We start from the raw sequence: 18836 nt of genomic DNA, 5'->3' as shown, positions 1-18836 counted from the left end.
AGCGTTCGCACCCAGGCGACGATCGGCGGCACGACATGGATCGCCATTACAAGACCGAAGACCGCCACCTCGATCCAGACCACGACGCGCCCGGCTCTTATCGACATTGGTCGCCGACCAGGTGGAGATTGTCCCAGTCCCCCCGATAGCGCACGCGTCGCGCCCGCAATTGCCAGCATGAAAGGTCGCCTCGCGCCCCGCTGACCACCGCCAATGACCGGCCATAATGGTCGAAGCCGACACGCCGGATCGTAAAGGGCGGGCGCAGGGCAGCGGCCAGCGAGTCGCGACTGGCAAAGGGATCGCCCGTGACGCACCTGCGCCCCCGCCGACAATGGCCGGGCATCTCCGGCGCATCGATCGCCAGCAGGCGTATCCGCTCCCGGCCGCAGCGCAGCGTGTCGCCGTCGACGGCGATCGGCGTGCAGGTCAGCGCCTGGGCGGCGGCGGCCAGCGCGATCAGAGACAGCATGAGTGCTCTGGCCGGGACTGGCGCGCCCATTTCCCGCGATCGGCGAGGAAATCGATCGCCTCGGCCGTCCTCGACGTGGCGTTGGCGTTCAGCGTCTTGGCGTCCTGCAACTGCCCTTCGGACAGACGGAATGCGCAGACCTGCTGCCGAGGCCGCGCCTCGCCATCGAGTTGGTAGGTCAGGACCATGCGACGAAGGGAAAGGCGACCGGCCTTGGCCGCCAACTCGTCGGCAAGGTCGCGCAGTTCCTCCGCCTCGCCCAGACCCTGCACCGACGCAGACGCACCGGCTTGCTGTCGAAATTGGGCATAGGTCATGGGAACGGTGTCCTCGCGAGTCACGTCGATCCGGCGATATCCGGTATCGGCAGGCAGGCTGGAACGAACATGCAGTTCACACGCCGCCAAATCCGGTGAGATAGAATCGCCGCGACTCCAGGCATCAGCATCGCTGCAAAGGGCTAGCATGGCTGCCAACAGGGAGAAGGTAACGGCCCTCATCCGCTCTTCCCCGCCACGATGGCCGCCACGATCGACGCAAGAGAGGTAGCTGGCGGTCCATCCTCTCCTCTGCCCGCCTCCACGACCGGACGAAACAGGGCCTCCAGCACGATCGGGCGCTCCGTCTCGCCAGCCGCACTTTCCATAATGAGCCCCAGATAAGTTTGCGCCATCGCCGCCCGGCCGCTTGCGTCGACCGCTAGACGCTGCTCGGCCGAGTATCTGCGCACCACGATGCGCATGAGCCAGAAGAACATCGTCAGCCAGAACAGCGTCGCAGTCCCGGTAAAGATCAGCTCGAAATGGAGGGTCTGACGGATGCCCGCAGCCACCGCCTGCGTCGCCTTGCCCGAGCCCTTTTCCACGGCGTCGGACAACAACCAATGCGCACTATCGAAGGCGCCCCAGGAAATGAACGGCGTCAGGATCGTACCGATAGCTCCCGCGACCAACGCGATGATGCCGAGCGTTCGAGTCGCTGTTTGATGGTTCGTGGCGCGTTGTGCCCAGAGTTCCACAGGTGCGGTCAGTCGAACGGCCTCGGTCTGCGCCTCGATCCAATCGTCCACGCGCTTTCGCGTTTCGGTGACGAATGTTTGTGCCTGACTGTCGTGACGCGCGAGTTCCGACTGGCTGGCGGCGGCCATCGACTCGAGTCGGGCTTCCGTCTCGCGGATGCTCGCCATCAGTTCGGCCGATGTCTTTTCCACACCTTGCGCGATGTTCTGCAACGCCTCTTCCGTCGACTTCGCCCCAGCGCTGGCTAGCGCCGCGCTCTTCGAGGCATCCGCACTTGCGCTGGAAATCCGTCCGCGAAGATTGTCGAGCTCGTCTCGAAATTCAGCGACGGCACCCCGCAATTCAGGCGGTATTGGATTGTTGCTGGCCCGGCGATATTTCGCGATTTCGAGTTGGTACAGTTGAATTCCAGCCAACGTTTCCTGTCGTGACCAGTCAAGGTCCTTTACCGGCACGTCAGCGGCATAGAGTGCGCCACGTAAAGCGATGTCGCCCAGCTGTTCACCGATGCCGTGAAGGACTTGTGCGGCGGGAGATGACGCAACCATAGCCGCGTCCCCCGCCACAACCTGGGAGGAATTACTGTCTTCATGCGGCCGTGGTTCAACCGCACGTGCAATCCTGGCCCATTCACGCTGCATGGTATTGAATTCGGGCAGATATTGCGCAGCAGCGACTTGAGCAAATAGCTCGTTGAAGGCTACGAGCTCATTATCGACCCAGAACCTAGCTTCCCCCAGCGTATCGAATTGATGAATGCCGCCCTTGTCCGGTGCGAAAACGATCCGATGCAACTGTTACCCCCCCGTCATATATTTTAGGCTGATCGCCTCACAGCATCTTGCTCGCCCAGATAGCGCGCCCGACCACTTCAAATCGCGCATCAACATCCGGTTCGGATAGATCGACCGTCACCGGGTCATAGAGCGGGTTGCGGCTAACCAGACGGACTACCCGGCCCTCGACCTGAATGCGCTTGATCATCAGCAAATCGTCTAGGCGAACGACGTGCATCCCCTCGCGCAAGCGGGGCTTGTCGATGTCTACCGCGACGAGGTCGCCGTCGCTCAATTCCGGCTCCTGGCTGTCGCCGGACACCCGGACCATCATGACTTTACCGACGCCCAGGAAATTCGCCTCGAACCAGGGGCGGTCGAACACCCACTGACCGATGGGCGCGCCCAGGCGGTCCGTGACCTTGCCAGCGCCCGCCGCGACCAGAACGTCGTGGATCGGGACGGAGACAACGTCTGCGCCTACCTCGGTTCCCACGAGATATGCGACGGTCTTGCCCACCGCCTTTGCCAGAAGCTCGATCCGCTCGTCGCCGGGATCGGTCCCGGCGAAATAGCGGTTCAGGGATGTGCGGGTGATGCCGACCTGATCGCAAATCGCCTGTTGATTGCCCTGAACCCGGACGGCCGCGCGCAGGCGCTCGCCCGCCGCCAGCGACCAACCCGTCACGAAAAATCTCCAAAGGTACAAATGTACCGTTGACGAGCCGACTGTTGCGTATGTACGTTACATTTGTAACTAACGGATGTAACGCTTGTGCCACCGCAGGATATGGACCCCGAAGACATCAAGGCGGCCGTTCGCAAACGCGGGGTCACTCTGACCGAGCTGGCGCGGCGTAACGGCTTGCAAAGTGCGGCATTACGCCTGGCGCTCACCCTCCCGCGAGCGCAGGCAGAGCGCGTAATTGCATCATTCCTCGACGTACATCCCATGCAAATCTGGCCTTCGCGTTACAGTCGGAGCGGTCAGCGTCTTCGCCCGCAGCCTGTCGATAACTACGCGCCAAAGACCCGATTCAGCAAGCCGGTACAAATGTACCGCGCTGGGGCAGGTGGTGGTCAGGCATGACCCTCCTCGGCCGTGAATACCTGTCGGCATTGGAGATCGCGTCGCTGGAGCTGGAAGGCCTGCCGACCAATCGGACGGCAGTCGCCAATCGCGCGAGCCGAGGCGAGTGGCGCTGGATTACGCGCCAAGGCCAAGGCGGCGGTCGTCTGTTCGCCGTCGCCGACCTGCCAGAGGCGGCGCGGCGAGATTATGCCGACCGCACCGCTGCCCAGCCGGTCGGTGGGCAGCGCGGTCGCCCCAAGGGCTCCGATTTCTTCACCCGCAATCCCGACGCGGCCGACGCCGTGGAGGCATGGCTGGCCGAGCGTGACCTGTCGGCCACCGCGATCCTGGAGCTGATGCACAGCCGCTTTGCGTCGCTGCCGTCGGTACACACCGTCCGCCGCTTCATCGCCAGGCTGGAGGCGTCGAAGCCCGCGCTGCTCGCCAGCTTCCGCGACCCGGACCTCTTCAAGAGCAAATACCGGGTCGCGCTCGGCCGGGCGGATGCAGGCGTGTCCTATGCACACCAGATTTGGGAGATCGACACCACCAAGGCCGACGTGATGACCAAGGAGGGACGCAAGTCCATCCTGGGCATCGTCGATGTCTGGTCGCGCCGGACCTTCTATCTGGTCGTCGACAGCGAGTCCGCCCAGTCGGTCCGCCGGACGCTGGTCGCCTGTATGCTCGCATGGGGCGTCATGCCCGAGGTGCTGCGCACCGACCAGGGCTCGGGCTACATCAACGCGACGGTGCGCACCGCCTGCGAGCTGCTGGGCATTGCGCATGATCCGGTGCCGCCCGCGTCTGGCGACAAAAAGCCTTTCGTCGAGCGGATGTTCGGCACCTTCACCCGCGAGCGGGCCGAGCTGCTGGGCGGCTATATCGGCCACAATGTAGCGGAGGCGGCGCGGCTTCGCGCGGTCGCCCGCAAGGAAACAAAGCGGCCGGTCATCGTGCCCGAGCTGTCCGCCGACGAGCTACAGGCGATCATCAGCAACTGGCTCGACGGCGTGTACCATGTCCGCACACATTCGAGCCTGGGCGCGTCGCCCATGTCGCGCTGGACCAACTCGCCGCGCGCGGCACGCGGCGCGCCCGACGAGGGCACGCTCAAGCTACTGCTGTCGGCGCTGGTCGGCACTGCGCAGGTCACCAAGCGCGGCATCACCTGGAAGAAGGGGCGCTACTGGACCCCACCGCTCGCCGCCCATGTCGGGTGCACCGTGATCCTGCGCCGCGACGAGGAAGACCTGGGCGCGCTGTTCGTCTTCGACGAGGACAGCCGGTACATCGGCACCGCCGTCAACGCCGAGCGCTCCGGCCTGTCCGAGCGGGATTTCGCCGTCGAGGCGCGGCGCGACCAGGCCAAGCTGATGGCCGCCCAGCGTGCCGAGCTGCGAGAGAAGAAAAAGAAATTTTCTTACGAGGACGCGCGGAACGCGGTGCTTCGTCGGGATGCCGTGGAAGCGGGGAAGCTGGTGGCGCTGCCGGTCCGCACGACCCCACACGTCACCCCGACCATCGCCAGCATCGCCGACGCGCCCGCCGCGCTGCCCAGCCCGGCCGACGTCGAAATCGCCCAGGTCCGGTATCCGGCCCCCACCACCAGCGCGCCCCGCACATTCGAAGAGCGCATGGCCGAGGCCGACCGGATCATGGCCGATCACGCCGCCGGTCGGCCGGTCAATCCCGAGGCGCTCTCCCGCGCCCGCGTCTTCACCAGCTCCCACGAATATCGGGCCGAAAAGATGCTGACGGCCGACTTTGCCGCGCGGCGCAACGCCGCCGCCACACCCCCTTCGCTCAAGGAGAGTTCGCTTTGACCCACATTCAGGAACCTGCCCAGCTTACCAATATGCGGCTGGGACTGGCGACCATGCTTCGCTGCCAGGAAGCGCCGCTGGGCAGTCCGCGCCTCGGCCTGCTCTACGGTCCCTCCGGCTATGGCAAGTCGGTCGCCGCCGCCACGATCGCGGCGCGTTTCAACGCGGCCTATGTCGTCGCCCGCTCGACCTGGACGCAAAAGTCCATGCTGCGCGCCATTGCCACCGATCTGGGCATAACCCGGATCAAGCGGACGGCCGACGACGTGCTCGGGCAGGTCATCGAGCATCTCCAGGTCGCGCCCCAGCCGCTCATCATCGACGAGACGGACCATGTCGTGCATCGCAAGAATGTCGAGATCATCCGCGACATCCTCGACCATGGCGGCGTGCCCATCATGCTGATCGGCGAGGAAGCGTTGCCCGCCAAGCTGAAAGAGTGGGAGCGCTTCGACAATCGGATTCTCGTCGCCACGCCCGCGCAGCCCTCCAGCATTGCCGATGCCTGTCTGCTCCGCGACTATTACTGCCCACGCGTCGCGGTGGCGGACGATCTGGTCGAGGCAATCGTCCGCGCCACGCGCGGGGTGACGCGCCGGATCGTAACCAACCTGCAAGACGTGCAGGCCCAGGCGATCAACGACGGCGCGACCGCGATCGACCGCGCGGGCTGGGGCACGCGGCCATTCTCGACCGGCGACATCCCCATCAGGAAGGTCGCATGATGGCCAGCGCCGCCACCTCCTCCGGCCGGGCCCCGGTCGTCATCAGCCGCCCGTTGTGGCAGGCGCTGCAGTCCGCCTCGACTCCCCGGAGCATCGCCGAGCTACAGGCCGAATGCCGCGTGGATTACGACGCGGTGCACGCGGCCCTGTCGCGCTGGCAAAAGCGCGGGGCCGTGGTGCGCCATCCCGGCAAGCCGCTCCGCTTCGCGCTGGCCCCCGACGCCCAGACCGACGCGCCGCCCTCCGGGCCGACCGAAGATGGTCAGGCCCGGATGCGGCAGCGTACCGCACGGCAACGCATCTGGACCGCCATGCGCGTGCTCAAGACCTTCGACGTGCCGACCCTGCGCATGGCGGCGGAGGCGACGGACCGGGCGGTCGAGACGTACCTCAATGCGCTGCGACGGGCAGGATATGTCCGTATCCAGGCGCCTGGATCAACGGCCTCCGGGCGGATCGCGACATACCGCCTCCACCACAACACGGGTCCGCATTGCCCGACGACGCGTCGTCCTGGCGGGGCGTCCAGGGTGATTCTGATCGACCACAACAGCGGCCGGACCGTCGATATCTCGCCGGGCGTCGCCCCCCTTCGGAGAAAATCCAAGGTCGCCTCTGCGGACGGGGGGGTAGGTTAACCATGATTGGTAACGTTAATAACAACAGAACCAAGGCGATGGCCGCATGGGGCGTTGACGCACCCGCCTGGGTGCTGGTCCTGGCGGATGCCTGCGACCGGACCACGCAGCGCATGGTCGCTGAACAGCTCGGCAAGTCGGGCGGCTATGTCAGCCGCCTTATCAATTGCAGCTATGCCGGATCATACCCGGAGGCCGAGCAGCTCGTCCGCGCCACGCTGACCGAGGAAGAGGTGGTCTGCCCGCTCTACGGCCAGATGCCGCTCAAGACCTGCATTCGGAACCGCCGCCGGGAGCGATCGGAAAATTGGCTCCACGCCCAGTTCGCCCGGACCTGCCCCGAGTGCCCCAACAACACCGACCGTCCCCACGAACAGGAGGATTGAATGACGCTTGCAACCGATCTGCAAAATCTGGTCGCGGACGTGTCCGCCGCGATCGCCGCGAACAAGCCGCTCGGCCGTGCCGACCTGGAAATCATGCGCCGCAATCTGACGGCGATCGCCGAGGACGCCCGTCAGGTCGACACGTCCCAGACCGTCGCCGGATTGGTCCTGCGCGATCTGTTCGACGGGATCGAGAAACAGGCGCTCGATCTGGGGCGGCTCGCCGCTCATCAGCGCCACCGCCTGACCGGCGAAGTCGCCCGCATGGTGGAGGGGCAGGTGTCATGAGCCGCCTCGACGAAAGCCCCTTCCGCTCGGTGATGTGGGACCGCGAGCATGTCCGCGTGGACAGCTTCCGCACCCTTACCGGCAAGGCGAAGGCGACGACTGTCGTCGTCCACCTGTCGGCGAAGGACGGCTACGCTCTGTCCGACCTGCTGCGCCAGCTCCACGAATTGCGCGCCGAGCCGGCCGCGAAAGCGCGGTCCCATGGATGACACCATTCGCATGGTGCCGATGCGCGGCTTCACCGCCGCCATCGCCCAGGACCGCGCCGCGCCCCAGGCCGGGCAGGTCGGCGGGATCGCGGTCGGCTTCGACGGGGTGGGCGACGACGCGATCGTCTCGCTGTCGCTCCGGCACAGTGACGGGACGATGCTGGTCGCCTCGCTGTCGATGGCGGGGCTGGACCGGCTGCTGGGGCTGGTCGCGGACGTGATGACCGCGACCGAACCGCTGGCGGTTCGGGGAACGCTGCAATGACCGCCGCGCTGGACCGCCAGCTCGGCGAGATCCTCGCCGCCGCCGCGATCGCGACCGGGTTCACCGTCGCCGAGCTGCGCCGCCAGTGCCGGGCAAAGCCGCTGGTCGTCGCGCGGCAGGCCGCAATCCTGGCGATGCGGGAGGCGACCGACGCCTCCCTGCCGACGATTGGCCGCGTGATGGAGCGCGGGCATCCCGCCATCCACACCGCCCTGCGCGCCGCCAAGGCCCGCCGCGACCTTCACCCCGATTTCCGCGCCCTGACCGACCGGCTGCGCGCCTTTGGAGGCAAGACCGATGACTGACCCGCTGGGCCGCGTCACGCTGGCCGACTGCCCGCCTGGGCCTTTCCTGTACGACGGAACACTGGGCTTCAAGACCGAGTACCGGGCGATGGTCCAGGCACCCTGGACCAACCCCGCGCCGCCGGAACCCCTATACCTGACCAGCCGCTGGCCGGATGCCTATTGCCTGGCAACGGGCGAGGCGTTCTGGGGCGGCACCACCCGTCACCGCGACCGCGCCACGCTGCTGGTCATGCCCGTCACGCTGACCGATGGCACGGTCCGGTCGGCGCGTGGCGGGGTGCTGCTGTATCATGGCCCTGCGACGATCTGTCCGGGGTGCGGCGGCACGGCCTGGCTGGTCGGGCGGCGCACGGCCCAGTGCGGCCGGTGCGGGACCGCGCTCGATCTGGCATCCCCGCTCATGGCCGAGGTGCGGTCATGACTGCCGACCCCATGACCGCGCGCCGCCGCGCCATCTTCGCCGCCGCCCGCGACGCCGGGCTAGACGAGGACGACCGCCGCGCGGTCCAGCTTCGCGTCACCGGCAAGCCGTCGCTGACCGGCATGACCGTCGCCGACATGGACAAGGTGCTGGTCGCGATCCGGGGCGATGGCGCGGGCCGGAGCCACCGGCCGGTCGGCTCGACCCGCGCGCATGTCGGCAAAATCTGGGCGTTGTGGTGGTCGCTCTACTGGCTCCGCGCCGTCGACCGGCCGGAGGAAGCCGCGCTCAATGCCTGGGTCAAGCGCCAGACGGGCGTGGATGCGCTCCGCTTCCTCGACCACAAATCGGCGGTCGCCGTGATCGAGGCGCTGAAAGCCTGGGCCGCGCGCGAAGGCGTCGCGTGGAGCGTCCCGCCCTGCGCCCAGGCGGACCGCCGCGCGGTCGTCGATGCGATCTGGGCCAAGCTGCTGGTCGGCAATCGGGTCAGCGGCCATACCGCCGATGCTTTCCTGTGCGAAAGGCTGCACCTGCCGCCCAAGCGCTGGACCGATCGCCAGACCGACGAGGCGATCCGCTTCCTGGGCCGGATGCTGCGCGAGGGGCCGTGCCATGACTGACGACCTGCCGCGCCTGGCCGACCTGCCCATCCCGGACGATGTGAAGCCCGGTCGGGGCTGGTCGCCCTTCATGCTGGAGATGGCCGCGCACATCAGCGCCAAGCATGTCCTGATACTGGTCGACCGTTTCGGCGGGCAGGACGTGTATGTGCCGATCGCACCGGAGAAGTCGCCTTTCATCGACGTACTGCCGCTGGAGACGGTGGCGAAGCTCGCCCATGTCTATGGTCGCGAAAAGCTGGAAATCCCGACCGGGCGCGAGGCCCTGGCGCGGGCCCGGCGCGCCCCGGTCATCGCCGCCGTGCGGGCGGGCAGGCTCAACAAGAACGACGCGGCGCGGATGATCGGATCGAACCGCCGCTATGTCGCGCATCTTGCAAATCAGACCAATGAGGCCGATGACGCTCCCATCTTCGTGCCGAGGCGGCCGGTCGACAGCCGACAATTGGAAATGTTTGCGGAGCCTTCGCCGGAGCCGCCTGCGCCAGTGCATCCCGAATAAATCCGCCACCCATGTCACCCCGTTCCCGCTTGCGAGCCAACGGGGACCCGACAGTTGCTTTGGAAAGAATATATCGGGGTCATCTGGCCCATCGCGTCGACTCTGACGCCTCTACTCATCGGCATCGCCGTATTCTGGTTGCGTAACCAGTTCGCGCTGAAAACCGAGCTAAGTGCCTTGGGCCAGCGCATCGACGCCAAATGCGCGCTGACCGACGCCAAGCTGATCGACCATGCCCAGCGCCTGCACGTCGTCGAGCTGGACTGCAAAGCGCCGCCCACCCGCCACGAGCTTCAGACGGAACTGGCGTTGATGCGCGAGCGCATGGGTGGCCTGGAAAGCGGGGTGGGATCGATCCAGCGCCAGCTCGGCACCACGAATGACTATCTCCAGGCCCTGCTGGAACAGGGGCTGCGCAAATGATGACGCCACCCCGCGCCGCCGTCGTCCGCCGCGCCATCCTCGACCTGCTGGAGGAGATCGGCGGCGAGCATAACGACGATGAACTGCACCTGCTGCTGATCGGCCTGGGCCACCGGATCGCGCGCGCGGATGTCGCCGCGTCGCTGGACTGGCTGGCCGAGGCCGGGCTGGTCCGCGCCGAGCGCCTGGGCCCCTTCGTCGTCGCCCGCATCCTCTCGGCCGGGCGCGACGTCGCCAGCGGCCTGAGCGTGGTCGAGGGCATCCACCGCCACAAGACGGGTGAGTGATGGCCGGGCGATCCTCCCTCAAGAGCCTGCCGCCCGCCATCCTGGATGCCGTTCACGACGCGATCGGGCGCGGCCAGACGATCGACGACATTTGCGCGCTGCTCCGCGACCTGGGCACCGAGCGGTCGCGCTCGGCTGTGGGTCGCTATGCCAAGGATTTTGCCGAGCTGGCAAAGCAACAGCGTCGTCTCCAGACCATTTCGCAGGCGTTCGGCAAGGAGTTCGGTCAGTCCGACGATCATCAGGTCCGAATGATGAACCAGCTCATGACCAGCGTCATGATGCGCGCCATCATCCCCATCGCCAGCGCCGAAGAGGATGCGGTCGGTGACGGTGACGAGGAAGGGGGTGGCGCGCCCGACACGCTGGCGCTGTCGCGACTGGCAAAGGCGGTCAAGGACGTAACCAGCTCGTCCAAGATCGACATCGAGCGCGAGGCGAAAATCCGGGAGGAAGAGGCGCGCCGCACGCGGGAACGCGCCGTTCAGGACGCGACCCAGGCCGGGCGATCCGCAGGCGCGAGCGAAGAGACGCTGGAAGCGATCCGCGCCGGTATCCTGGGCATCCGCCTGTGAAGCTCAAACCGCCTTCACCTGACGCCGCGCCGAAAACTGTCCCCTCTGTCCTGCTGTCCTATCAGGCCGAGGCGGTCGCGCTGTCGCACCAGCATGACCTGTTCGTCGGGGAAAAGTCGCGGCGTGTCGGCTTCACCTACGGCTTTGCGTCGGACGGCGTGCTGGTCGCAGCGCCGGCGATACGGGCGATGGACGTCATGTATATCGGCACCAGCCTGGACATGGCGCGTGAATTCATCACGTCCTGCGGCGATTTCACCAAAGCGTTCCACCTCGCATCGCCCGGCGGCGAAGAGTTCCTTTATGACGACGCGTCGGAAAAGGGCATCAAGGCCCTGCGCATCGACCTGCCTTCCGGCTATTCCGTGGTGGCGCTGTCGTCGCGCCCCCGCTCGATCCGTGGTCGGCAAGGCCTCATCATTATCGACGAGGCCGCGTTCCACGACGATCTGGACGAGCTGCTGAAGGCGGCGCTCGCCATGCTCATGTGGGGCGGGCGCGTCGTCGTCACCTCGACCCACAATGGCGAAGACAATGCGTTCAACCAACTTATTCAGGACATTCGGGCGGGCAAGCGCGAGGGCTATGTCTATCGCCTGACGCTCAAGGATGCGTTGGCGCAGGGGCTGTACCAGCGCATTTGCCTCGTGAACGGCAAGGAATGGTCGCCGGAGGCCGAGGCCGCCTGGGAAGCAAAGCTCCGCAAGACCTATGGCGATGCGGCCGAGGAAGAGCTGGACGTGATCCCGTCGAAGGGGTCGGGTGTTTACCTGCCCGCCGCGACGATCGACGCCTGTATGTCGCCCGATCATCATGTCGTCCGCCTGACGCTCGGCAAGGAATGGGACACCGCGGGCGGGCTGCTGATCGCGCCGGATACTGCGGGAACGCCGATCGGCGACAATCTGCGCGCCGAAGTTCGCACCTGGCGCGAGGCCTGGCTGGCGGAGTGGATCGAGCGCGAGTTGGCCCCGCACGTAGCGCGCTTCGACCCGCACCGCCCCAGCTTCTGGGGGCAGGACTTCGCCCGCACCAACGATTTGTCCACGATCGCGGCGGGGCAAGAGGACGCGGCCTGTGTCCTGCACAACCGGCTCGGGATCGAGATGCGTAATGTGCCCTTCTGGGCGCAATTCGCGATCCTGTGCTGGCTTTCCGACGCGTTGCCGCTCTGGGCGGCGGGCAAGATGGATGCGCGCGGTAACGGACAACAGCTCGCCGAGGATATGCAGGAAAAATACGGGGCGGATCGGGTCGAGGCCGTGATGGCGACCGAGGCCGTCTACCTCGCCCGGATGCCCCGCATGAAGGCCCGGTTTGAGGACCGGACGATCCTGATCCCGCGCGACGAGGGCATCAAGGACGACCTGCGACAGGTCAAGCTGGTGCGCGGCGTGCCCAAGATCGTCGACCGGGTCGCCAGCAAGGAAGACGGCGCGAAGGGCAAGCGCCACGGCGACTATGCGATCGCGGTCATGAATCTGGTCGGCGCGGCGGACGAGGATGTCCAGCCGGTCGAGACGCACACCGCCGACCAGCCCCGGTCAATGGGCGGCGATTACGAACAGACGGACACCGGCTTCGGCACGGTCCGGCGGCGCGCCGACTTCGGCCGCGCGGGGGATTGGTGATGGCGAAGAAGAACAAGCGGGGCGGCAAGGTCGCGGCCCTTCCCAAGGACCTGACGACCGAAATCGCCTCGACCGGCGATGGCCGCGATATCACGCGGCCCTTTGTCCAGGAGCTGCAACAGCCGCTCGACCGCCGCTTGTGGGGCGCGGTCGACTGGGGCGTGTACGAGCGCATCCGCAAGGACGATCAGGTCAAGTCCTGCATGGAACAGCGGATCCGCGCGGTGGTCAGCCGCGAATGGGACGTGCTGCCCGGCGACGAGAACGACCCTCGCTCGGTCGAGGCGGCCGAGGCGCTGACCGAGACGCTGGAGCGGATCGGCTGGGACCTCGTCACCGAAAAGATGCTGTGGGCGAGCTTCTACGGCATCTCGGTGGGCGAGCTGAACTGGGGTTCGCTCGACGGGCTGCTGGACTGGGTGCCGGGCCCGAAATGCCGCCCCATCCATGTCCGCCATGCGCGCCGCTTCCGGTTCGACAAGGACGACCGGCTGCGCCTGCTCACCCGCGCCGCGCCGCAGGGCGAATTGCTGCCCGATCGCAAATTCTGGGTGGTGCGCGCGGGCGGCACCGACGACGACCAGGTTTATGGCGAGGGCCTGGCCGAATGGCTTTACTGGCCGGTCCAGTTCAAGCGGAACGGCGTCCGCTTCTGGAATATCTACCTCGATAAATTCTCGGTCCCCACCGCCAAGGGCACCTATCCGCGTGGATCCACGCAGAAGGACATCGACAAGCTGTTGATGGCGATCCAGGCGATCGCTAACGACAGCGGCTTCGCGATCCCGGCGGGGATGGATGTCGAGCTGCTGACGCTCGCCCAGTCGGGGGCCGATTTCGCCGCCGTGTGTCGGTACATGGACGGCTGCATCGCCAAGATCATCCTGTCGCAGACGATGACCACGGACAACGGGTCGTCCAAGGCGCAGGGGCAGGTCCATGCCGACGTCAAGCTGGAGGTGGTGAAGGCCGACGCCGACCTGCTCGCCGATACCTTCAATTCCGGCCCGGCGCGGTGGTGGACGGACCTGAATTACGGGCCGGATGTCGCGAGTCCGATGGTCGTGCGCATCGTCGAGAAGGAAGACGACCTCAAGACGGCGGCCGAGACGGACAAGGCGCTGGCCGAGCTGGGCTGGGTCCGCACCGAAGAGAGCTTCAAGGATCGCTACGGCGACGGCTATGTCCGTGCGACCACGCCGCCACCCGCCGATCCCAAGACGACCCAGCCGCCCGCGCCACCGCCCGCCAATGACGACGCGCCCCCGGTCGAGGATGCCCCCGCCGACGCCGCGATCGGGCTGGCCGAGCCCGCCGCCCGCGCGAACCGCGACGATATCGACGACGCGGTGGACGCGGCGATGGCGGACGAGGGCTGGACCGCCTCGGCCGCCGCGATGATCGCGCCGCTGGTCGACAAATTGCGCACGGCGGACACGGTCGAGGACGCGATCGCCATGCTGGAGGCTGCCGCCGCCGATGACGCGGCCGAGCGCCTGGCCGAACGCCTGGCGCGCGCGAGCTTCGCCGCCCAGGTCCAGGCGCTGACCGGATCGGAGGCGCATTGATGGCCGACGATGTCGATCTGGCAAACGCCATCGCCGACCGCGCGCTGTCGCGCCTGATCGACGCCGCGCGCCAGCCGGTGCCGAAGGGCGTCGCCGGCGAATGCCGGGAATGCGGCTGGGCCTCGCCGCGCCTGGTCGGTGGTCGCTGCGCGCCCTGCCGGGACGGGCGCTGACCATGGCCGCGCGCTGGGACCGGGACACGCTCCCGCATATTCCGCCGAAAGATCGCTGCCCGTGCGAGGCCTGCAACGCCAAGCGCCGGGCGCGCTGGGCCGCGCTGTCGCCCGCCCAGCGCCGCGCCATGCTGGCGGTCCATCCGACCTCGCCGCGCCACGTCCCCGACGTGCTGCGGACCGGGGTGCGCTGGCGCAGCATTGCATCGCTGATGCAACGCGGGCGCGACCGGCCCGCCCTGATCGAACAACTGGGGCTGAAGACATGGTCGCTCAACAGCGAGTCCATGCCCTTCCTCCGCCTGACCCAGGCGGGCCGCGACCTCCTCGACACGGTGAAGCCGTGAAGCGCCGCCCACCGCCCCGTCGCCAGCGCCAGCCCGACCAGGACGAAGTCGCCGCCGCCTGGGTCCGGCGCGGCATCAATGACCTGGACGACAGCTATCCGTCGGAGGTCAGGCGGCCCCTGGGATGGGTCGCGCCCAGCCGCGACCGGCCGCCGCCCGAATGCCCGCGCGCCATGGTCCGCTACTGGCGGATCGGCTGGGACCGGCGCGCCGCCGTCCGCCAGCGCTGGGACGACCAGGCCGCGCAGATGGAGGCGCAGCTCGACAAGGCGCGGCGCTTCCTCGACCGCAATTCCGAGCCGGGGAAGTTGAAGCGCTCCAGCGTGATTGCGCTGCACTTCTACTTCCTGGCGACCGGCGATCGTGGCCCCGATTATGCCTGGACCTGGTTCCAGGCCCGCATGGCCGACGCGCGCGACGAATATCGCGAGGCCCAGGCCGAGGGGCGACTGTGAAGCGCAACCCCGGCTTTTGCCCGCCCGAGGCCACCGGCAAACGCGTCACCGGCACGCTGCGCAATGGCGATCGCTTCGGCGTGCCCGGCGGCTGGCCTGCCGATGGCCGCACCGGATGCCGCTGGTCCCTGACCGGCCATTCCCACGACATCGAATTTTACGAGGTTTTGGCGTGAACTATCTTCAGTTGCAGAAGCTGAAACAACAATGCGTTGAGCTCGATAGTAACGCTTTCAGGAACAGGGTGGTCCGGGTAAAGGATCATCGTGGTTTGATGGTTGACGACCGCACTGAAAAACATCTCCTCGGCGTTTCGGTACTGCTCCCTCGCGAAGATGATCTGAGGCGTCTTCGGTGGGAAAAAACCATAGATTTTGTCGAGCGTGCGGCTTGCTCGAAGGATCATGTCGTAAATGTCGCGATCCATGCGTTCACACGTTTTGAAACGGCGCAGTTCCTGATCCATAGCAGCAAGCGCGTCGAGTATTGGCCGCTGTTCCTCCAAGGCGGCCAGACGGCGTTTCCGGCCTTCGACGTACAGCGCGCCCCAAACTGCACCCGCTGCGCCAACCATTGCACCTTCAAAACCCAGTATGTCGCCCGCTTCGACATCACCGAGATAGGCTGCGACCGATATCGAAAGCGCACTGAAGGCAATCAGTGCGAAGGCACCGACGATCCCGTCGCGAAGGGTAATCATCAATACACTCCCAGCCGGAATTTTCGTTCATGACAGGGGTGCCATCCCTCCGGGCCGCCATCAACCTGCCCGCGACCGACACGGTGGCGGCATTCGAGGCGCGCGACAAGCTCCGCCCGACCGTCCACTGGACGGAGATGTGGCAGGCCGACCACGCCCGCGCCTTCACCGTCGCCAAGGTCGCGAACCTCGACCTGCTGGCGACCATCCGCCAGTCGCTGGACAAGGTGATGCGCGACGGCGGCACGCTGGAGCAATGGAAGGCGGGCCTCGTCCCCGATCTGCAAAAGGCCGGGTGGTGGGGGATGGTCGAGAAAGAGGCGCTGACCGGCACCGCCGACCCCGTCTTCGTCGGCGGCCGACGCCTGCGCACCATCTACGACACCAATTTGCGGGTCAGCCGCGCCGCCGGGCGGTGGAAGCGCATCCAGGAGATGAAGGATGTCCGGCCGTACCTGATGTACGTGTCGATCGGCGACGATCGCACCCGGCCGCTGCATCGGCGCTGGGGCGGCGGCGACCCGGCCTTTCCGTTCCGCATCATCCTGCCCGTCGACCATCCGGCCTGGGCGATCTTCTACCCGCCCAATGACTGGGGGTGCCGCTGTTCGGTGCGCCAGCTTTCGCAAGCGGACCTGGATCGCCTGGGCTATCGCGTCACGACCGACGCCGAGCTGGAGCGCATCGGATGGATGACGGCGGACGGGCAGGTCGGCGGTCGCTTGCGGACGTTCTGGCGCAAGGGGGCCGACAAGCCCGAGGCGGTGCCGGTCGGCGTCGGTCCGGGCTTTGCCTACAATCCCGGCGCGTTCGGTATGCAGGCGGTGGCCGAGAAAGCGACCCGCTCGCTGGAGGCGATGGCCCCGCTCGACATCAAGGCGGCGCGCGACACGCTGACCGATCTGGTCAAGTCGGACGCGTTCCTGGAAACGCTGGCCGAGCCGAACGGCGTCTTTCCGATCATGGTCCTGGGGGACGAGGCTCGGAATGCCCTGGGCGCAAAAAACCATGTCGTGGTGCTGTCGAGCGACAGCTACGCCAAGCAGCTCGGCCTGACGGACCGCAGCAAGGGGCATACCGATCTGACGGTCGCCGATTATCGCGAATTGCCCGGCATCGGTGCCGCGCCCGACCACATCATGCAGGACCGCGATCAGCATATCGTGCTGTGGAAGGTCGACGATCGCTATCTGCGTGCGGTGGTGAAGATCACCGGGTCGGGCGATGCCATGTTCCTCCAGAGCTTCCGCGTCGGCGAGGCGAGAAATCTGGCGCGCGAGATCGCGGCGGGTAAGCGGATCGGCGGGGCGGCCACCGTGTCCGAGACGCCTGATATGTCGGGCCCTGGCATCGCCGCGACCGCCGCGCTGGAACGGCTGGGGCCGGAGGCGACCCGCAAGGACGGGCGGACGGCGATCCAGGCGCTGGTAGAGGCGGCCAAAGCCGATCTTCCAGCGGCGCAAGCGGCGCTGGAGGCATTCGTCGCATCGGATCGCTTTGCGGCGGTGGTGGAGCGGATGGGCGAAGCGCCCGCTCTGGCGCTGACGAACGATCTGCGTCGCTTGCTGGGCGCACCTTCCAGGATCGCCCGCATCGCGCGCGACAATCTGCCCGCGATCATCGGGGACATCGGCGATCTGGCATCCTTCAACCAGGAGCCCGACGAAATCCGGCGCGACGGACAGGATGCGGTCCTGATCCGCAAGGTCGGTGGCCGGACCATGATGCTCCGCCTGCGCCCGCAAACCAGCCTGCTCCAGATTATCGCCCTGCGCGTGTTGCAGGCCGAGGAACTGGCCGCGATCCTGGATTTGCCGATATGGTAGGGGTGCATTGCGCGGTGGGGTCTGGCTGTCCCCCACAAGCGATCCCGAATTGCTTCGGTCCTACGGCCGCCAGGTTCACCGTGTCACGCGCAATGCGCCACCTATTTAGGTGCGCCAGCGCATCCCGACAAGCGGGGAAATGCGCCGCACGGCCCCGGCGCTCAAGCTGGAGGTTTTCCGTGTCTAGACCATCTTCCTATTCCAGGGCCCTGGGAGTCGCGTTGCTCCTTGCCCCTGCGCTCGCCGCCGCCCAGTCCAAGCCGGTGGCATCCCCTGGCGCGTTCGTGCCGCAAAACGCGCTGTCTTATGGCACGCCCGGTAGCCCCGCGACGGCGGTCACGCCTGCCACGCCGCTCCCGGTCGGTGGGACCGTATCGGTCGAGCCGCGCCGCGAGGCCTTCCAGCTCGCCTCCGGCAACACGGCTTCGAGTCCCGCGACGCTGTTCGGCGGGGCTTATGTCCTGACCCAGGGGTGCACGACATATGGGACGGTCACGCTCCGATACCGTGGGCCGGACGGGGTCACGATGATTGGCATGGTCAGCAAGACGGCGGCGGACAGCGGCGGCGGGACCGTCGTGTCTTTCGGCGGCGGTGCGATCGTCGACGTTTCGCTGTCGGGGACGGCGGGCTGCAATGTCGCGCTGTCGCGGGTGCCGCAATGATCGCCCATCTGATCCGCATCGGCCTCGCCGCGCTCGCCCTGCTGTCCGGTGTCGCGACCGCCCAGGTCGTCGGCGCACCGACGCCGGTCGCGCATGGGGGCGGTGCGTCGCAGCGCTTCGTGTTCGGGCCATCCCCGTGGCGCTTTTCGGTCGCGGGCGGCTTTTTCGCGCCGTCCTCATCGCAGCTCAATGAGACGGTGGATGCGTGGATACCGCCGCTCCCCGATGGCGGGTGGGTCGTGTTCGCCAATTTCGCCCTGTCGACCGGCTCCAGCGCCAACAGCGCGGTCGCTCGGGAGCGGACTCCCGGCAATGCCAATGTCATCGACTGGGCGGTGGCGTTCACTCAGTCCGGCGGCGGCGGGACGGCGACCCCGCTGACCTTTTTCGGCGGCGGATCGAGCGCGACCATGGCGGATGGCGGCTTTGCGGCGGTGTGGATGCCGCCATCGCCCGACGCGCGGTGGCTGCGCTATTCGATCACGACGCCGTCCGGCGGTCGGCGTCCCCAGGGTGGCAACCCGTCGCCCGGATCGCTGGCGCTGACCGCGTTCGCCGAGGTGCGCAAATGGAAGTCCGCCGCCTCGTCAAGCGAGCGGTCCGGCGGGGCGATATCGGGCTCGACCCTGTACGCCTCGAATGGCTTTGCTGGCCCGGTG

General features: G+C 67.1%; 28 protein-coding genes. 23 read left to right on the top strand and 5 right to left on the bottom strand.

Annotation, left to right across the window (positions count from 1 at the left end):
* Positions 1-97 precede the first annotated feature (97 nt).
* Genes ABDV78_RS08430 through ABDV78_RS08415 form a run of 4 tightly spaced genes read right to left on the bottom strand, consistent with a single transcriptional unit; the run spans position 98 to position 2955 of the window.
* On the bottom strand, positions 98-472 hold the full coding sequence (locus ABDV78_RS08430) for a thermonuclease family protein (protein ID WP_343526935.1): 375 nt from the start codon (positions 470-472) through the stop codon (positions 98-100).
* Complete coding sequence (locus ABDV78_RS08425; RefSeq protein ID WP_343526934.1) at positions 460-972, bottom strand: hypothetical protein; 513 nt, start codon at positions 970-972, stop codon at positions 460-462. Before ABDV78_RS08425 ends, ABDV78_RS08430 begins: the two co-directional genes overlap by 13 nt.
* A complete protein-coding gene (locus ABDV78_RS08420) occupies positions 969-2285 on the bottom strand; it encodes a DUF6161 domain-containing protein (protein WP_343526933.1) in 1317 nt (438 codons plus the stop codon). The genes ABDV78_RS08425 and ABDV78_RS08420 overlap by 4 nt, the downstream gene beginning before the upstream one ends.
* Positions 2286-2322: 37 nt before the next feature.
* Positions 2323-2955: an XRE family transcriptional regulator gene (locus ABDV78_RS08415; protein ID WP_343526932.1), complete on the bottom strand. Its 633-nt coding sequence runs from the start codon at positions 2953-2955 to the stop codon at positions 2323-2325.
* Positions 2956-3353: 398 nt separating this feature from the next.
* On the opposite strand from ABDV78_RS08415, the gene ABDV78_RS08410 reads away from it, so the two are divergent.
* From ABDV78_RS08410 to ABDV78_RS08315, 20 genes are all read left to right on the top strand, one after another.
* Complete coding sequence (locus tag ABDV78_RS08410) at positions 3354-5165, top strand: DDE-type integrase/transposase/recombinase (protein WP_343526931.1); 1812 nt, start codon at positions 3354-3356, stop codon at positions 5163-5165.
* A complete protein-coding gene (locus ABDV78_RS08405; protein ID WP_343526930.1) occupies positions 5162-5890 on the top strand; it encodes an ATP-binding protein in 729 nt (242 codons plus the stop codon). The genes ABDV78_RS08410 and ABDV78_RS08405 overlap by 4 nt, the downstream gene beginning before the upstream one ends.
* Complete coding sequence (locus tag ABDV78_RS08400) at positions 5887-6528, top strand: hypothetical protein (protein WP_343526929.1); 642 nt, start codon at positions 5887-5889, stop codon at positions 6526-6528. Before ABDV78_RS08405 ends, ABDV78_RS08400 begins: the two co-directional genes overlap by 4 nt.
* Positions 6529-6566: 38 nt before the next feature.
* A complete protein-coding gene (locus tag ABDV78_RS08395) occupies positions 6567-6914 on the top strand; it encodes a hypothetical protein (RefSeq protein ID WP_343526928.1) in 348 nt (115 codons plus the stop codon).
* Positions 6915-7202 carry a hypothetical protein gene (locus ABDV78_RS08390; protein ID WP_343526927.1) on the top strand — a complete coding sequence of 96 codons (288 nt, stop codon included), beginning with the start codon at positions 6915-6917 and terminating at the stop codon, positions 7200-7202.
* Positions 7199-7411, top strand: coding sequence for a hypothetical protein (locus ABDV78_RS08385; RefSeq protein ID WP_343526926.1), 213 nt, complete (start codon positions 7199-7201; stop codon positions 7409-7411). Before ABDV78_RS08390 ends, ABDV78_RS08385 begins: the two co-directional genes overlap by 4 nt.
* On the top strand, positions 7404-7676 hold the full coding sequence (locus ABDV78_RS08380; protein ID WP_343526925.1) for a hypothetical protein: 273 nt from the start codon (positions 7404-7406) through the stop codon (positions 7674-7676). The genes ABDV78_RS08385 and ABDV78_RS08380 overlap by 8 nt, the downstream gene beginning before the upstream one ends.
* Positions 7673-7981 carry a helix-turn-helix domain-containing protein gene (locus ABDV78_RS08375; RefSeq protein ID WP_343526923.1) on the top strand — a complete coding sequence of 103 codons (309 nt, stop codon included), beginning with the start codon at positions 7673-7675 and terminating at the stop codon, positions 7979-7981. The genes ABDV78_RS08380 and ABDV78_RS08375 overlap by 4 nt, the downstream gene beginning before the upstream one ends.
* On the top strand, positions 7974-8405 hold the full coding sequence (locus ABDV78_RS08370) for a hypothetical protein (RefSeq protein WP_343526922.1): 432 nt from the start codon (positions 7974-7976) through the stop codon (positions 8403-8405). Before ABDV78_RS08375 ends, ABDV78_RS08370 begins: the two co-directional genes overlap by 8 nt.
* Entirely contained in the window at positions 8402-9025 is a 624-nt protein-coding gene (locus ABDV78_RS08365) for a regulatory protein GemA (protein ID WP_343526921.1), read from the top strand. The genes ABDV78_RS08370 and ABDV78_RS08365 overlap by 4 nt, the downstream gene beginning before the upstream one ends.
* Entirely contained in the window at positions 9018-9527 is a 510-nt protein-coding gene (locus ABDV78_RS08360; RefSeq protein WP_343526920.1) for a hypothetical protein, read from the top strand. Before ABDV78_RS08365 ends, ABDV78_RS08360 begins: the two co-directional genes overlap by 8 nt.
* Before the next feature lie 138 nt (positions 9528-9665).
* On the top strand, positions 9666-9950 hold the full coding sequence (locus tag ABDV78_RS08355; protein ID WP_343526919.1) for a hypothetical protein: 285 nt from the start codon (positions 9666-9668) through the stop codon (positions 9948-9950).
* Complete coding sequence (locus ABDV78_RS08350) at positions 9947-10237, top strand: hypothetical protein (protein WP_343526918.1); 291 nt, start codon at positions 9947-9949, stop codon at positions 10235-10237. Before ABDV78_RS08355 ends, ABDV78_RS08350 begins: the two co-directional genes overlap by 4 nt.
* The gene (locus ABDV78_RS08345) at positions 10237-10812 is read left to right on the top strand and encodes a phage protein Gp27 family protein (RefSeq protein WP_343526917.1); all 576 of its coding nucleotides are present in this window, start codon (positions 10237-10239) and stop codon (positions 10810-10812) included. The genes ABDV78_RS08350 and ABDV78_RS08345 overlap by 1 nt, the downstream gene beginning before the upstream one ends.
* A complete protein-coding gene (locus ABDV78_RS08340) occupies positions 10809-12443 on the top strand; it encodes a terminase family protein (protein ID WP_343526915.1) in 1635 nt (544 codons plus the stop codon). Before ABDV78_RS08345 ends, ABDV78_RS08340 begins: the two co-directional genes overlap by 4 nt.
* The gene (locus ABDV78_RS08335) at positions 12443-14011 is read left to right on the top strand and encodes a DUF935 family protein (protein ID WP_343526913.1); all 1569 of its coding nucleotides are present in this window, start codon (positions 12443-12445) and stop codon (positions 14009-14011) included. Before ABDV78_RS08340 ends, ABDV78_RS08335 begins: the two co-directional genes overlap by 1 nt.
* Positions 14011-14184, top strand: a complete 174-nt coding sequence (locus tag ABDV78_RS08330; protein ID WP_343526912.1) for a conjugal transfer protein TraR — start codon at positions 14011-14013, stop codon at positions 14182-14184. Before ABDV78_RS08335 ends, ABDV78_RS08330 begins: the two co-directional genes overlap by 1 nt.
* Before the next feature lie 2 nt (positions 14185-14186).
* Entirely contained in the window at positions 14187-14531 is a 345-nt protein-coding gene (locus ABDV78_RS08325) for a hypothetical protein (RefSeq protein ID WP_343526911.1), read from the top strand.
* Complete coding sequence (locus tag ABDV78_RS08320) at positions 14528-14986, top strand: hypothetical protein (protein ID WP_343526910.1); 459 nt, start codon at positions 14528-14530, stop codon at positions 14984-14986. The genes ABDV78_RS08325 and ABDV78_RS08320 overlap by 4 nt, the downstream gene beginning before the upstream one ends.
* Positions 14983-15162 (top strand): hypothetical protein, encoded by a 180-nt coding sequence (locus ABDV78_RS08315; RefSeq protein WP_343526909.1) that lies wholly within the window; start codon positions 14983-14985, stop codon positions 15160-15162. Before ABDV78_RS08320 ends, ABDV78_RS08315 begins: the two co-directional genes overlap by 4 nt.
* Here ABDV78_RS08315 and ABDV78_RS08310 read toward each other — a convergent pair.
* A complete protein-coding gene (locus ABDV78_RS08310; RefSeq protein ID WP_343526908.1) occupies positions 15144-15686 on the bottom strand; it encodes a hypothetical protein in 543 nt (180 codons plus the stop codon). The two genes, ABDV78_RS08315 and ABDV78_RS08310, sit on opposite strands and share 19 nt — an antisense overlap.
* Before the next feature lie 38 nt (positions 15687-15724).
* Between ABDV78_RS08310 and ABDV78_RS08305 the strand changes: the two genes are divergently transcribed.
* The 3 genes from ABDV78_RS08305 to ABDV78_RS08295 all read left to right on the top strand — a co-directional run.
* Positions 15725-17512, top strand: a complete 1788-nt coding sequence (locus ABDV78_RS08305; RefSeq protein ID WP_343526907.1) for a phage minor head protein — start codon at positions 15725-15727, stop codon at positions 17510-17512.
* A gap of 221 nt (positions 17513-17733) precedes the next feature.
* The gene (locus ABDV78_RS08300; RefSeq protein WP_343526906.1) at positions 17734-18177 is read left to right on the top strand and encodes a hypothetical protein; all 444 of its coding nucleotides are present in this window, start codon (positions 17734-17736) and stop codon (positions 18175-18177) included.
* Positions 18174-18836 (top strand): hypothetical protein (locus tag ABDV78_RS08295; protein WP_343526905.1); only part of this gene is annotated, 663 nt, incomplete at its 3' end. The genes ABDV78_RS08300 and ABDV78_RS08295, both read left to right, overlap by 4 nt.

The organism is Sphingomonas sp., from assembly GCF_039594485.1.
Classification (GTDB): Bacteria; Pseudomonadota; Alphaproteobacteria; order Sphingomonadales; family Sphingomonadaceae; genus Sphingomonas.
Note: the sequence above shows the minus strand (reverse complement) of the source record. Positions and strands in the feature narration are given on the sequence as shown.

Bases quoted from the DNA above. Each gene is read 5' to 3' on its own strand.
- ABDV78_RS08380 (WP_343526925.1), top strand. From the start codon at position 7,404: ATGGATGACACCATTCGCATGGTGCCGATGCGCGGCTTCACCGCCGCC.
- ABDV78_RS08400 (WP_343526929.1), top strand. From the start codon at position 5,887: ATGATGGCCAGCGCCGCCACCTCCTCCGGCCGGGCCCCGGTCGTCATC.
- ABDV78_RS08325 (WP_343526911.1), top strand. From the start codon at position 14,187: ATGGCCGCGCGCTGGGACCGGGACACGCTCCCGCATATTCCGCCGAAA.
- ABDV78_RS08375 (WP_343526923.1), top strand. From the start codon at position 7,673: ATGACCGCCGCGCTGGACCGCCAGCTCGGCGAGATCCTCGCCGCCGCC.
- ABDV78_RS08345 (WP_343526917.1), top strand. From the start codon at position 10,237: ATGGCCGGGCGATCCTCCCTCAAGAGCCTGCCGCCCGCCATCCTGGAT.
- ABDV78_RS08385 (WP_343526926.1), top strand. From the start codon at position 7,199: ATGAGCCGCCTCGACGAAAGCCCCTTCCGCTCGGTGATGTGGGACCGC.
- ABDV78_RS08335 (WP_343526913.1), top strand. From the start codon at position 12,443: ATGGCGAAGAAGAACAAGCGGGGCGGCAAGGTCGCGGCCCTTCCCAAG.
- ABDV78_RS08365 (WP_343526921.1), top strand. From the start codon at position 8,402: ATGACTGCCGACCCCATGACCGCGCGCCGCCGCGCCATCTTCGCCGCC.
- ABDV78_RS08310 (WP_343526908.1), bottom strand. From the start codon at position 15,686: ATGATTACCCTTCGCGACGGGATCGTCGGTGCCTTCGCACTGATTGCC.
- ABDV78_RS08430 (WP_343526935.1), bottom strand. From the start codon at position 472: ATGCTGTCTCTGATCGCGCTGGCCGCCGCCGCCCAGGCGCTGACCTGC.
- ABDV78_RS08350 (WP_343526918.1), top strand. From the start codon at position 9,947: ATGATGACGCCACCCCGCGCCGCCGTCGTCCGCCGCGCCATCCTCGAC.
- ABDV78_RS08395 (WP_343526928.1), top strand. From the start codon at position 6,567: ATGGCCGCATGGGGCGTTGACGCACCCGCCTGGGTGCTGGTCCTGGCG.
- ABDV78_RS08410 (WP_343526931.1), top strand. From the start codon at position 3,354: ATGACCCTCCTCGGCCGTGAATACCTGTCGGCATTGGAGATCGCGTCG.
- ABDV78_RS08360 (WP_343526920.1), top strand. From the start codon at position 9,018: ATGACTGACGACCTGCCGCGCCTGGCCGACCTGCCCATCCCGGACGAT.
- ABDV78_RS08370 (WP_343526922.1), top strand. From the start codon at position 7,974: ATGACTGACCCGCTGGGCCGCGTCACGCTGGCCGACTGCCCGCCTGGG.
- ABDV78_RS08330 (WP_343526912.1), top strand. From the start codon at position 14,011: ATGGCCGACGATGTCGATCTGGCAAACGCCATCGCCGACCGCGCGCTG.
- ABDV78_RS08425 (WP_343526934.1), bottom strand. From the start codon at position 972: ATGAGGGCCGTTACCTTCTCCCTGTTGGCAGCCATGCTAGCCCTTTGC.
- ABDV78_RS08390 (WP_343526927.1), top strand. From the start codon at position 6,915: ATGACGCTTGCAACCGATCTGCAAAATCTGGTCGCGGACGTGTCCGCC.